13 protein-coding genes are annotated in these 12,583 nt (G+C 66.7%); 3 read left to right on the top strand and 10 right to left on the bottom strand.

What is annotated here, in order from left to right; genetic code table 11:
• Window positions 1-112: 112 nt before the first annotated feature.
• From CFB81_RS05535 to CFB81_RS05520, 4 genes are read right to left on the bottom strand one after another with little or no spacing between them, the layout of a single operon-like run.
• The gene (locus tag CFB81_RS05535; RefSeq protein WP_069620512.1) at window positions 113-1,153 is read right to left on the bottom strand and encodes a GlxA family transcriptional regulator; all 1,041 of its coding nucleotides are present in this window, start codon (window positions 1,151-1,153) and stop codon (window positions 113-115) included.
• Window positions 1,154-1,174: 21 nt separating this feature from the next.
• A complete protein-coding gene (locus CFB81_RS05530) occupies window positions 1,175-1,975 on the bottom strand; it encodes an ABC transporter ATP-binding protein (RefSeq protein ID WP_006488736.1) in 801 nt (266 codons plus the stop codon).
• 20 nt (window positions 1,976-1,995) lie between these two features.
• The gene (locus tag CFB81_RS05525; RefSeq protein WP_006476443.1) at window positions 1,996-2,709 is read right to left on the bottom strand and encodes an ABC transporter permease; all 714 of its coding nucleotides are present in this window, start codon (window positions 2,707-2,709) and stop codon (window positions 1,996-1,998) included.
• Complete coding sequence (locus tag CFB81_RS05520; protein WP_011544981.1) at window positions 2,706-3,395, bottom strand: ABC transporter permease; 690 nt, start codon at window positions 3,393-3,395, stop codon at window positions 2,706-2,708. The genes CFB81_RS05525 and CFB81_RS05520 overlap by 4 nt, the downstream gene beginning before the upstream one ends.
• A gap of 82 nt (window positions 3,396-3,477) precedes the next feature.
• Between CFB81_RS05520 and CFB81_RS36450 the strand changes: the two genes are divergently transcribed.
• Both CFB81_RS36450 and CFB81_RS05510 read left to right on the top strand, forming a co-directional pair.
• On the top strand, window positions 3,478-4,089 hold the full coding sequence (locus CFB81_RS36450) for a BrnT family toxin (protein ID WP_256975940.1): 612 nt from the start codon (window positions 3,478-3,480) through the stop codon (window positions 4,087-4,089).
• Window positions 4,073-4,369 (top strand): BrnA antitoxin family protein, encoded by a 297-nt coding sequence (locus CFB81_RS05510; RefSeq protein WP_069620515.1) that lies wholly within the window; start codon window positions 4,073-4,075, stop codon window positions 4,367-4,369. The genes CFB81_RS36450 and CFB81_RS05510 overlap by 17 nt, the downstream gene beginning before the upstream one ends.
• 3 nt (window positions 4,370-4,372) lie before the next feature.
• Here the strand turns inward: CFB81_RS05510 and CFB81_RS05505 are convergent, their stop codons facing one another.
• From CFB81_RS05505 to hpnI, 5 genes are all read right to left on the bottom strand, one after another.
• The gene (locus CFB81_RS05505; RefSeq protein WP_089434756.1) at window positions 4,373-4,927 is read right to left on the bottom strand and encodes a hypothetical protein; all 555 of its coding nucleotides are present in this window, start codon (window positions 4,925-4,927) and stop codon (window positions 4,373-4,375) included.
• A gap of 88 nt (window positions 4,928-5,015) precedes the next feature.
• Window positions 5,016-6,065 carry a lysylphosphatidylglycerol synthase domain-containing protein gene (locus CFB81_RS05500; RefSeq protein ID WP_069620517.1) on the bottom strand — a complete coding sequence of 350 codons (1,050 nt, stop codon included), beginning with the start codon at window positions 6,063-6,065 and terminating at the stop codon, window positions 5,016-5,018.
• The gene (gene hpnK / locus CFB81_RS05495; RefSeq protein WP_089434755.1) at window positions 6,062-6,946 is read right to left on the bottom strand and encodes a hopanoid biosynthesis-associated protein HpnK; all 885 of its coding nucleotides are present in this window, start codon (window positions 6,944-6,946) and stop codon (window positions 6,062-6,064) included. Before hpnK ends, CFB81_RS05500 begins: the two co-directional genes overlap by 4 nt.
• A gap of 3 nt (window positions 6,947-6,949) precedes the next feature.
• Window positions 6,950-8,392, bottom strand: a complete 1,443-nt coding sequence (hpnJ, locus tag CFB81_RS05490; protein WP_373452639.1) for a hopanoid biosynthesis associated radical SAM protein HpnJ — start codon at window positions 8,390-8,392, stop codon at window positions 6,950-6,952.
• Window positions 8,393-8,526: 134 nt separating this feature from the next.
• On the bottom strand, window positions 8,527-9,702 hold the full coding sequence (gene hpnI, locus CFB81_RS05485; protein ID WP_089434754.1) for a bacteriohopanetetrol glucosamine biosynthesis glycosyltransferase HpnI: 1,176 nt from the start codon (window positions 9,700-9,702) through the stop codon (window positions 8,527-8,529).
• A 638-nt stretch (window positions 9,703-10,340) separates the two neighbouring features.
• On the opposite strand from hpnI, the gene CFB81_RS05480 reads away from it, so the two are divergent.
• The gene (locus tag CFB81_RS05480; protein WP_069620521.1) at window positions 10,341-11,339 is read left to right on the top strand and encodes an LLM class flavin-dependent oxidoreductase; all 999 of its coding nucleotides are present in this window, start codon (window positions 10,341-10,343) and stop codon (window positions 11,337-11,339) included.
• A gap of 36 nt (window positions 11,340-11,375) precedes the next feature.
• On the opposite strand, the gene CFB81_RS05475 is transcribed toward CFB81_RS05480, so the two are convergent.
• Entirely contained in the window at window positions 11,376-12,437 is a 1,062-nt protein-coding gene (locus CFB81_RS05475; protein ID WP_069620522.1) for an alpha/beta fold hydrolase, read from the bottom strand.
• Window positions 12,438-12,583 lie beyond the last annotated feature (146 nt).

Below are 12,583 nucleotides of genomic sequence, written 5' to 3'. Positions count from 1 at the left end.
AAGAAAAGTGACCGCTGCCCCGCGCAGGGGCGACGCTAATAGACCGACACGATCGCAGGTGCTTCACACCAAACGCGGGCGGACCGCCAAACAAACCAAGTCAAACCCACCCTCAATCTTTCCCGCGCTCGACGAGCGCCCCCCCTCGAGGTTCACTGCCGCCGCCGGTCTGCTTTTCGAGCCACGCTCGCCGATCCTCCCGAGGCGTGACCCCAAACCTTTCGCGGTAGGCGTTAGAGAAGTGCGCAGCAGAAGAGAACCCACAGGCGAGAGAAACCTGAACGACGGACTTACTGGTCCGCTGCAACTGAGTCCTTGCCTTGAGCAATCGAAGATTGAGGTAATACTTGGAGGGCATCGCCCCGAGATACTGCCGAAAGAGCCGCTCGAGCTGCCTCCGGGAAACGCCGACGAGCCCGGCGATCTCATCGGTAGTGAGCGGATCCTCGACATTGGCCTCCATCAAAAGCAACGCATCATTGAGCCGAGGATGCCGCTCCCCCGGCGCAGTCACGAACGGAATCCTCTGCCGCTCCTCGCCACTGCGCAGCACCCCGACTCCGAGCGCATCGCCAATCCGCTCCGCGAGATCCACCCCATGTTCCCGGCCAATCATGGCCAGCATGAAATCGACGGTCGCCTGCCCACCGGCACAGGTCGCCCGATCGCGATCGATCTCGAAGATCTGCTGCGTGACGATCGACCGCTCGAACTGCTCGGCGAACTGCTGATACGTCTCCCAGTTCACGCTCACGCGATACCCGGAAAGCTGCCCGGCCATCGCGAGCCACCACACGCCGTGATGAATCCCGGTCACCACCGGCGTGCGCTGCCCGACCCGCGCGAGACTCGCGAGAAACAACCGGTAATCGGCAAACTGCTGAAACCGCTCCGACACGACGATCAGCCAGTCGCACGCGATCGCATCGTTGAACGCCGCATCGGCATGCCACTGCGCGCCGCCGGCGAGCGGCACCGGCCGCCCGTCCCATGAACATACCCGCCAGCGGTACAACAGCCGCCCGTCGATTTCGTTCGCGAGATTCAGCGCATCGACGATCGGACCCACGCCCGACATCGACACGGGCGGCAATGCAACGATCGCCACCTGCGTCGTGCGGGTGGCGCCTGCGGGACGAGACACCGGTACCACGTTGAAACCCGGCCTGTCGCGTTACTTGAGGCTGCCCGACAGGAACTGCTTGAGCCGCTCGCTCTGCGGGCGCACCAGCACCTCCTTCGGATCGCCCTCTTCCTCGGTCCGCCCCTGATGCAGGAACATCACATGATTCGACACGTTGCGCGCGAAACCCATCTCGTGCGTGACGACGATCATCGTGCGGCCTTCCTCGGCCAGCTTCTGCATCACCTTCAGCACTTCGCCCACCAGTTCCGGATCGAGCGCGGAGGTCGGCTCGTCGAACAGCATCACATCGGGATGCATCGCGAGCGCCCGCGCGATCGCCACCCGCTGCTGCTGCCCGCCCGACAGATGCGACGGATACTGCTTCTCGACGCGCGGCGGCAGACCGACCTTCTCCAGGTACTCGCGCGCACGCTCCTCGGCTTCCTTCTTCGAAATGCCGAGCACGTGCACGGGCGCTTCCATCACGTTCTCGAGCACGTTCATGTGCGCCCACAGGTTGAAGTGCTGGAACACCATCGCGAGCTTCGTGCGGATGCGCTGCAGCTGCTTGTGATCGGCGACTTCGAGCGCGCCGGCACGGTCGGTCTTCGTGCGCACGGCCTCGCCGTCGACGACGATCTGCCCCGCATTCGGCCGCTCGAGGAAATTGATGCAGCGCAAGAACGTGCTCTTGCCCGAACCGCTCGCGCCGATGATGCTGATGACGTCGCCGGCCTTCGCGTTCAACGACACGCCCTTGAGCACCTCGTTGTCGCCATAGCGCTTGTGGATGTCGACCGCGGCAAGCTTGACGGAAGCGGACGCGCTCGTTTGAGTGATCTCGGCCAACTGGCTCTCCTCGAAGTAATTCAATGACGGGCGGCCGCGAGATACGCGAGCCAGTGGCGCTCCGCGCGGCGAAACGCCGCGACGAGTGCGAACGATACCGCAAGATAGATCAGCGCGGCGATCCCGAACGACTGGAACGCCATGTAGGTCGCGGAATTGGCGTCGCGCGCGACCTTCAGGATGTCCGGCACGGTCGCCGTGAACGCGACGGTCGTCGCGTGCAGCATCAGGATCACCTCGTTGCTGTACAGCGGCAGCGCCCGGCGCAGCGCCGACGGCAGGATTACGCGGCGGTACATCGTGAACGGCGACATCCCGTACGCCCGCGCCGCCTCGACCTCGCCGTGCGGGATCGCGCGAATCGCGCCGGCGAAGATCTCGGTGGTGTACGCGCAGGTGTTCAGCGCGAACGCGAGGATCGCGCAGTTGAAACCGCTGCGGAAGAACGCGTCGAGCAGCGAGTGCGAGCGCACGAACTCGAGGCTGTACATGCCCGTGTACATCAGCAGCAGTTGCACGTAGAGCGGCGTGCCGCGGAACACGTACGTGTAGAACCGCACGGGCATCGACACCCACTTGTTCCTCGACACGCGCGCGACCGCGAGCGGCACCGCGCATACGAAGCCGAGCGAAATCGACGCGACGAGCAGCCACAGCGTCACCGCGAGGCCGGACAGGCGCTGGCCGTCCCAGAAAAGGAACGCCTTGCCGAATTCCTGGAGGATCTCGATCATAGTTCTGCGTGCCGCACGCCCATGGAATAACGCTTCTCGAGCTGGATCAGCACGAGGTTGGAGACGGTCGTGATCGCGAGATAGATCAGCGCCGCGACGAGGATGAAGAAGAACATGTTGAACGTGCTCTTGCCGGCGTCCTGCGCGGCCTTCACGACGTCCGCGAGACCAATGATCGACACCAGCGCGGTCGCCTTCACGAGCACCTGCCAGTTGTTGCCGATGCCCGGCAGTGCAAAGCGCATCATCTGCGGAAACATGATCCGCACGAACACGCGCGCGCCGCTCATCCCGTAAGCCGAACCGGCTTCGAGCTGGCCGCGCGGCACCGACAGGAACGCGCCGCGAAACGTCTCGGTGAAGTACGCGCCGTAGATGAAGCCGAGCGTCAGCACGCCGGCCACGAACGGATCGATGTCGATCTGGTTCCAGCCGACGAGGTCGGTGAACTGGTTCAGCCAGATCTGGATGCTGTAGAACAGCAGCAGCATCAGCACAAGATCGGGCACCGAGCGGATCAGCGTCGTATAACCGGTCGCGATCGCTCGCAGCACCCGGTTGTGCGACAGCTTCGCCACCGCGCCGATCAGCCCCAGCGCCACCGCGGTGGCGAGCGACAGCACCGACAGCTCGATGGTCTGCACGGTGCCGGCCCAGAGGACGGGACCAAAGCCGTAAAGGAACACGCGCGTCTCCAGAGTTGAATGAATGCCGACGCGTAGGCCTGTCCCGCGCCGGGCTGACGCGGATAGTCGCAAGCGAAATTATTTGCCTCAAATCACCGTGCGCGCGATTGCTGCGTCGCAACAATTCGTCCCACCATTTCCGCGCACGGTCTACGCTGCTGTTTCAAAAGGAAAAAACCCGCTTCCTGACAGTCCGATGACACGCCGGGAAGCGGGCTTTTTGCAATTTTCCGGTCGCTTTTTCGATATAGCGCCGGACTGGCCGTCAGGCCGAATAGGCAGGTCCGGACCCACGCCACACAATCGCTCGCTCATGCCCGCGACGCGATGCGCGCCGGCCCGATGCCAGCCGCGGCGCCTTCCAATTTTTGCATCTACAAAAACCCCTTGCCATCTCATGTTTTCGCATCCACAATTAGTCGAAATTCCGTTCGTTTTCGACGATGCCAAGGATCTGTCAAACCGACTGAAACACGGCATTTCGCTGCGAATGGCCGAATTCGCCGAATGGGAAGCAGCGCGCGCGTGGCCGGATGTCCGTCGGAATTACGGCGAGACGCGCTGGATCTGTCTGGTGCCGATCGGCGCGCGCCTTCACACGGCGATCGTCGTTCCGCGCGGCCGCGCGCTGCGTGTCGTCAGCCTGCGAAAAGCCAACAACCGAGAGATGAGTCGATATGAAGAAGGCGGTTAAATTCATACGCAACACGCCCGAGGAAGAAGCGGCGATCGCCCGCGGCATCGCCGCCGATCCGGACGCCCATGAACTCCGCGACGAAGAAATCGACGCGATGGAGCCCTTCGTCGAGGTCGTCGCGAAGAAATTCGGGCGTCCGAAGCTCGAGCACCCGAAGGAACAGGTCAGCATCCGCTACGACGCGGACATCCTCGCCGCGTTTCGGGCAGACGGCCCCGGCTGGCAGACGCGCATGAACGACGCGCTGCGCGACTGGCTGAAGAAGCGCCGCGCGTGAACGTCACCGCCCTTTCAGGATGTCGGAGCGCGAAGTCGTATAGACGAGCCCGTCCGGGCCGAAATGGACGTTGAAGAACGCGTCGGTGTTGACGCCGTCCTCGAGCCAGCGCCAGCTCCAGACCGTCTCGGGCTTCAGCGGATACTGCGCGATGTCGCCAGGCTTGCCGAGCAGGCGCCGCACCTCGTCCTCGCCCATCCCCGGGCGCACTTTCGCGAAATTCTCGGCGGTCAGCACCTGCGTCGCGCCCGTGTAGCGCCCGTTCGCATCGAGATCGACGAACCAGGTCTGGTTGCCCATCGGGCCGCGCGGATATTCGAGACGCTTCGAGCCATCGGTGAACGTGCGCTCAGTCTCGGGTTTGCCCATCGTGCCGCGCACGTCGGCCTCGGTCGATTCGCCGACCTTCAGCCCCTTCAGCAGCAGCGGCGCGGGCTTGATCGCGTTGAAGAAGTCCCTGATACGTTGCACGTCGAGATGGCCTTGGTCGTCGCAACCGGTCAGCGCCAACGCGGCGGTCAGCATCGTCACGGAAAGCAGCCGGAAACGGAAAATCATCGGAAGAATGGCGCGTGGAGAAAACACGCGGCAAGGATACCCGCGCGACGCCAAAAGCGCGAGACGGGCCGCTCGGCCCGTCGGATGTTCAATGCGTCGTTTCGGTTTCGGCGCGGGTTTCGGGCGCCCGGTTCGCCGGCGGCGCCGGGCGCGGCCCACCCGGCGGCGCACCCAGACGGCCACGCGTGCGCACCAGCTCGGCAAGCTGCCACGAGCCGAGCGCGAGGCAGCCGAACAGCACCTCGCGGCCGCGCTTGACCACCGCGAGCGACAGCGCCGTCTCGCGGTCGACGCCGAACATCTGCGCGAGCAGCACGACGGTCGCCTCCTGCACGCCCAGCCCGCCCGGCACCATGAACGCCGCATGCCGGACGGCCTGCGTCATCGCCTCGATCGCGATCGCGCCGCCGATCGACACCGGGTGGCCGAGCAGTGCGAGCGCCCAGTAGATTTCGAGCGCGCCGAGCACGTAGCCGGCCAGTTGCCAGACGAACGCGCTGAACAGCAGGCCCGTGCGCGACATCAGCGAATCGATGTCGGCGTCGAGCCGGCGGCCGTCGACGCCCTGCAGCAGCCGGTGCGAATCGCCGAGCAGGCGGCCCGCGAAACGCTCGATCGCGTGGAAGATGCCGCCGCGCCGCATCAGCACCACACCGAGCACCGGCAACGGCAGCGTCAGCAGCAGCGCGAGCCCGATCGTACCGCCGCCCATGTTGTCGGTCGTCGCGAGCAGCAGCACGAGGCCGAGCGCCGCGAACGCATACTGGACGACGATCGTCACGAGCACCTCGACGATCACCGATGCGGTCACACGGCTCGCGTCGGGCACCTGCCAGCGCGCGAGCCGGATGCCGACGATCTCGCCGCCGATCCCGACCACGGGCAGCAGCCGGTTCACGGCCTCGCGCACGGTCGCGATCCACCACAGGAACGGCAGCGACGCGCGCCGGTCGAGCAACTGGTGCCACGCGTATGCATCGAGCAGCAGCGGCAGCGCGTGGAACGGCACGAGCCACAGCAGCGCGTAGCCGGCGCGCGCGAGCATCTGCGACACGTCGCCGACGCCTTCGTGCAGCCCCAGCGCGAGCAGGATGCCGATGCCGATCGGCCAGCCGAGCCACTTGATCCACTTGCTCATGACGGCTGCGCTCCCGGTGCGCGCGACGCGTGCGCGCCGCGCCGTGCCGCGGGCCCGCCGAACACGTCGGCAAAGCCGCCGGTCGCGACGCCCGCTGCCTTCAACGCGGCCGCGACGCGCGGCGACAACAACGCATCCAGTTCGTCGACCGGACGGTAATCGGCCATCGTCGGCGTGATCGGACCGTCGCCGGCTTCGGCCGGATGGCAGTAGATCTCGCCGACGCCCGGCGGCAGCTTCGCGAGCGCGTCGAGCAGCACGGCCTCGTCCATCGCGCCCGTATGCTCGATGCCGACCACGTAGTCGTTGTGCGCGAGCCCCGCGCGGTCGAGCCGCGCGCGCACGAGCGCGATCCACGGCTTGAGCAGCGCCGGCGCGCGCGTTTCATACGGCAGCCGCACCGCGCGCAGCCCGTAGTCGCGGCCGATCTCGACGATCATCGACAGCACGGTTGGATGCAGATGGAAATGCTTGTGCGCGTTCACGTGATCGAGCGGCAGGCCGCTCGCTGCGAACGCATCGAACTGCGCACGGATCTCGCGGCGCAGTTGCGCGCGCACGTGCGGCAGGAAGAAGAAGCGACAGCCGTCCCTCGCCATCGCGTCGCCGAATCGCCCGTCGGGGCCGACGAGCGCGGGAATCTCATGCGCGGGCAGCGTGGCCGGCCCGTCCGCGAGCACCAGATGCAGGCCGACCGCGAGCGACGGCAGCCGCCGCGCGCGCTCGATCGCATCCTGCGCGGCGGCCGCGCCGACCATCAGGCTGGCGGCGTTCAACACGCCGTCGCGATGCGCGCGCTCGACCGCCGCGTTGACGCGCGGGTGGAGCCCGAAGTCGTCCGCGGTGAAGATCAGCGCCCGCGCCGCCCGCTGCGTCGCCACGAATCAGGCCTCGTGCGCGCGCAGGAAGCGGAAGAACTCGACGCCTTCGCGCAGGCGACGCTTCATCATGTCCCAGCTCGTCAGCATCTCGCGCACGATTTCCCAGATCTTCGACGGACGGAAGTAGAACTGGCGATAGAACTGCTCGAGATGGTGATAGATCTCGTCGCGCGACAGGTGCGGATAGCCGATCGCCGCGAGCTGCACGCCTTCCTTGCTGACCAGGTTGATGGTCTTGTTCTCTTCCATCCAGCCGTTTTCGACGGCCTGCTTGTAGAGCGTCGTGCCCGGATACGGCGCGGCAAGCGAGACCTGGATCGTGTGCGGGTTGATTTCCTTCGCGTACTCGATCGTCTTCTTGATGGTCTCCTGCGTCTCGCCCGGCAGGCCGAGGATGAAGGTGCCGTGGATCTTGATGCCGAGCTTCTTGCAGTCGGCGCTGAAGCGGCGCGCGAAATCGGTGCGCACGCCCTTCTTGATGTTCACGAGGATCTGGTCGTCGCCTGATTCGAAGCCGACCAGCAGCAGGCGCAGGCCGTTTTCCTTCATGATCTTCAGCGACTTGTACGGCACGTTGGCCTTCGCGTTGCACGACCACGTCATGCCGAGCTTGCCCAGGCCGATGGCGATGGCTTCGGCGCGCGGCAGATCGTCGGTGAAGGTGTCGTCGTCGAACATCAGTTCCTTCACTTCCGGCATGTTGTCGCGGATCCACTTCGCTTCCGCGAGCACGTTCTCGACCGAGCGCGTGCGGTAGCGATGGCCGCTGACCGTCTGCGGCCACAGGCAGAACGTGCAGCGCGACTTGCAGCCGCGGCCCGTATAGATCGACACGTACGGGTAGTTCAGGTAGCCGATGAAGTAGTTGTCGATCTTCAGGTCGCGCTTGTAGACCGGCGCGACGAACGGCAGCTCGTCCATGTTCTCGAGGATCGGACGCGCTTCGTTGTGCTCGATCGAGCCGTCCTTCGCGCGCCAGCTCAAGCCCTTGATCTCGGGGAACGGCTTGCCTTCGGCGAGTTCCTTGCAGGTGTAGTCGAATTCCTCGCGACACACGAAGTCGATCGCGTCGCTCGCCGTGAGCGAGTTGTGCGGATCGACCATCACCTTCGCGCCGACCATGCCGACCAGCATCGACGGCTTCATCTTCTTCAGATCCTGCGCGAACATCGCGTCGGTCGGGAACGACGGCGTGCTCGTGTGGATGATCACGAGGTCGTAGTCGTTGGCGATCCTCAGCGTTTCCTCGACCGACAGCCCGTCGGCCGGCGCATCGACGACGCGGCTGCCCGGCACGAGCGCGGCCGGCTGCGCGAGCCAGGTCGGATACCAGAAGGAACGGATTTCGCGCTTGGCCTGATAGCGCGAGCCGGCTCCGCCGTCGAAGCCGTCATACGAAGGGGCCTGCAAGAACAGCGTTTTCATGAATGCTCCGGTAGCCTGCATAGTTCGTTTCGTTACAACGATTCAGTCAAAAAACCGCGGGCCGCCCTGCCGGCGCCCGCCTCTCTGTCATGTCGCGCCGCGCGGCTTCGCCGTGCGACGCGTCTCGGCCCGCGGGCCGGGTTCGATCGACGGCGCTAGCGGCCGTCCACTGCTTCCACGGCCGCCGTCGCGCGTTCGCCGCCGACGACCGTCATCCTGGCGCCGCGCCACACGACGTGCGTGCCGAACGCGGCCGCGAGCCACTCGAGCGCGAGCAGCGTGTCGCGCACCGCGACGAGCGGCAGGTCGCGCCAGAATGCACGCCAGCCGTCCTCGCCGCGCGCATGCAGCACGAGCCGCCCGAATGCGCCGAGCGCGGCCGCCCCGCCCGCCAGCGTGCCGGCGAAGGTGCCGTCCAGACGCAATGCCAGCACCGCGCCGATCGCGAGCCACGGCACGGTAAACGTAATGAACAGGAACGCGAAGCCGGCCGGGTTCAGCGAACGGATCGTGCGCAGCCAGCGCGTCTCGCGGTGCCACAGCGGCCCGAACGACGGTTCGGTCACGTCGGTCGCGACCTCGACCTCCGACAGCACGGTGCGCCGCCCGAGGCGGCGCGGCAGCTCGGCCAGCCAGAAATCATCGGCCAGCTCGTCCTTCAGCGCGAGGAGACCGCCGATCCGGTCGAGCGTGTCGCGCGTGAGCGCGAGCGTCGCGCCGAAGCCGAAGCGGCTCGAGCGGCCGAGGTGGGTGATCCGCACCGATGGCGCGAACCATGCGTCGACGAATTGCGCGCCGATCCGCGTCCAGAAGCCGCCGACGCTGCGCGCATGATACAGGCACGTGACGACCCCGACCGACGGGTCCGCGAGCGGCGCCGTCACGCGCTCCAGATAGTCGGGCTGCACCGCGATGTCGCTGTCCGCGATCACGATGCGACCGTATTTCGCGCGCTCGGCGAGATTGATCAGGTTGCTGACCTTCAGGTTCTTGCCATGCACGCGCGCGTCGATCACGAGCGTGATGTCGCAATCCGAGTGATCGGCGCGCAGCCGCTCGACGACGGCCGCGGCCGGATCGGCCGACGATGCGACGCCGAACAGCACCTCGTAGCGGGGATGGCGCTGCGCGCAGAAGGTCGCGAGGTTTTCATACAGATGCGGCTCCGCGCCGCACAGCGGCTTCAACACGCTGACCGGCTCGAAGCCGTCGCGCACCGCCGTGCGCGGCGTGCGCGGCCGCGGCGCGAAGGCCGCGACGAGCGCATAGCCGGCCGCGGCCAGCGTGAACACGATCAGGACCCAGTCGAGCAGCGTGGCGGTGGGCGTCATGCGCGATGCCTCCCGGCGACCTGGGCGCCATGGCACACGCTTGAGCGTGATTGAGCGTGATGCGGTATTCCGACAACGACGAACGCGGGCACGACCCGACTCCTTGTTCCTGCAGCGTCTGTAATGGGGGAGGCGCGACCCGTGGTTCGGGTTCGGCCATGCCCGGCTTCGCGTGGCGTATCCCCGCGCAGCGCCCGGACGGCATGCGGGAAGACTCGAATGGCTCCATCGGCACAAGATGGGCAGGCGGCGGATTTTAGCAGTCTGCGCCCCCCCGCGCTCGGTGCTACGCGAAACGGACTAGTGCAATTCCGGCAAAGCTGAGCGGTCGACGAGCCTGATCGGCCCGGCCACGTTCACATTAGCGTAAGCACTTTGCAGGCGTATTGCAGTCTTTAAAATCAAACGTTTCGTGCAAATTTGTATGTCGATGCGGTTTCATTTCCAATCGCCGTAAAGTTTGGTAATTAATCGGCAATTAGGTTGATTTTCGCAACGATCGTCGCAAGCAACCCTGCACCCCTGTAAGGCGCATGGGTATCCGCGCGCCGCCAGCACGTTCCGGAACCCTTTGGCAAAATCCTTGGCGTCTGTTGCGTCAGCGCATCACCACGCCACCCCGTTTCGAAGGTCTTCCGATGACACCGTTTTCCGTACTCGATCTCGCGCCCATTCCGGCCGGCGCCGACGCCTCGCAGGCGTTCCGCAACACCGTCGATCTCGCGCAGCACGCGGAGCGCTGGGGCTACCGGCGTTACTGGCTGGCCGAGCATCACAACATGCCGGGGATCGCGAGTGCGGCCACCGCCGTCGTGATCGGCCACGTCGCGGGCGCCACGCGGACGATCCGGGTCGGCTCGGGCGGCATCATGCTGCCGAACCATGCGCCGCTCGTGATCGCCGAGCAGTTCGGCACGCTCGCGTCGCTGTATCCGGGGCGCATCGACCTTGGCCTCGGCCGCGCGCCCGGCACCGACCAGACCACGTCGCGCGCGCTGCGCCGCGACCTGATCGGCAGCGCGGACTCGTTCCCGGACGACGTCGCCGAGCTGCAGCGCTACTTCGCGGAGCCGGTGCCCGGCCAGCGCGTGCGCGCGGTGCCCGGCGCGGGGCTCGACGTGCCGGTGTGGCTGCTCGGTTCGAGCCTGTTCAGCGCGCAGCTCGCGGCGATGCTCGGGCTGCCGTTCGCGTTCGCGTCGCACTTCGCGCCCGACTATTTGATGCGTGCGCTCGAGATCTATCGCGCGCAGTACCGGCCGTCGGCCGCCTGGCCGAAGCCGCATGCGATGGTCGGCGTCAACGTGTTCGCGGCCGAGACCGACGACGAGGCGCGGCGCCTGTTCACGTCGCTGCAGCAGCAGTTCATCAACCTGCGGCGCGGCACGCCGGGCAAGCTGCCGCCGCCCGTCGACGCGCTCGAGGCGAACGAACTCGAACTCGCGACCGTCGCGCATTCGCTGTCGTTCGCGGCGGTCGGCTCTCGCGACACGGTCCGCGACAAGCTGCGCGACCGTATCGCGCAGACGGGCGCCGACGAGCTGATCATCACCGCGCAGATCTACGATCATGCCGCGCGGCTGCGCTCGTTCGAGCTGGCCGCGCAGATCCGCGACGAACTCGCGAGCGAGGCAAGCTGACGGCGCGACCGCGCACGGCCGGCCGCCTGCGCCGCCTCACTGCGGGCGCACGGCGTCCAGCCCGTCGAGCAGCGCCTTGTGGAACGCGTCCGGGTCCTGGATCTGCGGCGCGTGGCCGAGCGCCGGAAATTCGACGAGCTGCGCGCCGGGAATCGCGGCCTGCGTGCGCTTCGCGAGCTCCGGATAGCGGCCGAGCTTCGCGTGCACGTCGGGCGGCGCGACGTCCTTGCCGATCGCGGTCGTGTCCTTGTCGCCGATCATCAGCAGCGTCGGCACGCGGATCGCGCCGAATTCGTAGACCACCGGCTGCGTGAGGATCATGTCGTAGATCAGCGCGGAGTTCCACGCGACCGCGTCGCGGCCGGCGCCGCGATACATGCCGGCGAGCATCTGCACCCAGCGCTCGTACGACGGCGACCACTTGCCCGCGTAGTAGGTCGCCTGCTCGTAGCGGCGGATGCCGTCGGCGTTGGTCTTCAGCTCGCGCGCATACCAGTAGTCAACCGACAGCGGCGGCACGCCGAGCGCCTTCCAGTCCTCGAGGCCGATCGGGTTCACGAGCACGAGCTGGTCGGTCGCCTTCGGATACATCAGCGCGTAGCGGATCGCGAGCATCCCGCCCGTCGAGTGGCCGATGAGCGTCGCCGACTTCACGCCGACCGATTCGAGCAGCGCGTGCGTGTTGCGCGCGAGTTGCTGGAAGCTGTACTGGTAGCGCTCGGGCTTCGACGACTTGCAGAAGCCGATCTGGTCCGGCGCGATCACGCGATAGCCGGCGCGGCTCAGCACGCCGATCGTGTCCTCCCAGGTTGCCGCGCAGAAGTTCTTGCCGTGCAGCAGCACGACGGTGCGGCCGTTCGGATGCGCGGGCTGCACGTCGAGGTACGCCATCTCGAGGGTTTCGCGCTGCGACACGAACGCATATTCGTGCACGGGCGCCGGATACGCGAACCCTTCCAGGCGCGGGCCGTACGCGGGCCCGTCGTTGGCGGTGGGCGTCGCGGCGACGGTCGCAACGGGCAGCGCGCACGCGGCGGCGGCGCTCGCGCACCGCACGGCGGCGCGGGCGACAGACAGGATCTTGCAAATCGAAAGCATGGCGATCACGGTGATGGGGGATGCGCGCGGGCAGCCGGGTTGCAGCGGAGCTGTCTCGCGCCTCGCGATTCTACGCGGTCGCGTGACGACGGCGCGCAACACTCCGGGGCCGCGCGACTTCCGCGCGTACGACGAACTCGGGTATC

The sequence above is a fragment of the Burkholderia sp. AU28863 genome (assembly GCF_002223195.1).
Lineage (GTDB): Bacteria > Pseudomonadota > Gammaproteobacteria > Burkholderiales > Burkholderiaceae > Burkholderia > Burkholderia sola.
Note: the sequence above shows the minus strand (reverse complement) of the source record. Positions and strands in the feature narration are given on the sequence as shown.